Source organism: Ectothiorhodospira shaposhnikovii (assembly GCF_016584105.1).
In the GTDB taxonomy this organism is placed as follows: Bacteria; Pseudomonadota; Gammaproteobacteria; order Ectothiorhodospirales; family Ectothiorhodospiraceae; genus Ectothiorhodospira; species Ectothiorhodospira shaposhnikovii.
Genome location: NZ_NRSM01000151.1, coordinates 1 through 237, shown reverse-complemented (window position 1 = coordinate 237; position 237 = coordinate 1). Strand labels below are relative to the sequence as shown.

General features: G+C 58.2%; 1 pseudogene. It reads right to left on the bottom strand.

Annotated elements, in window-relative coordinates:
* Window positions 1-111: pseudogene (locus CKO35_RS18660) on the bottom strand (hypothetical protein); the annotation flags it as partial.
* Window positions 112-237 lie beyond the last annotated feature (126 nt).

Genomic DNA, 237 nt, shown 5'->3' with positions numbered 1-237 from the left:
CTGGTCCTCCTGTTGGTCATGCTGGGGAGATTGCCGCTCACGTTCCTTGCGCAACCACCGATCCAACAGGCTGCGATTGATTCCCAGAGACCGGGCAGCTTCGGCCACCCCATACCCCTGGTGTTCTGGTCAAGTCGCAGCGGACACGGATTAAGCAGCAACCGCTAAAAAATGTTGCTGAGGGGTGATGTACCCCAGGGACGAGTGGAGCCGGTCGCTGTTGTACTCCATCTCGAT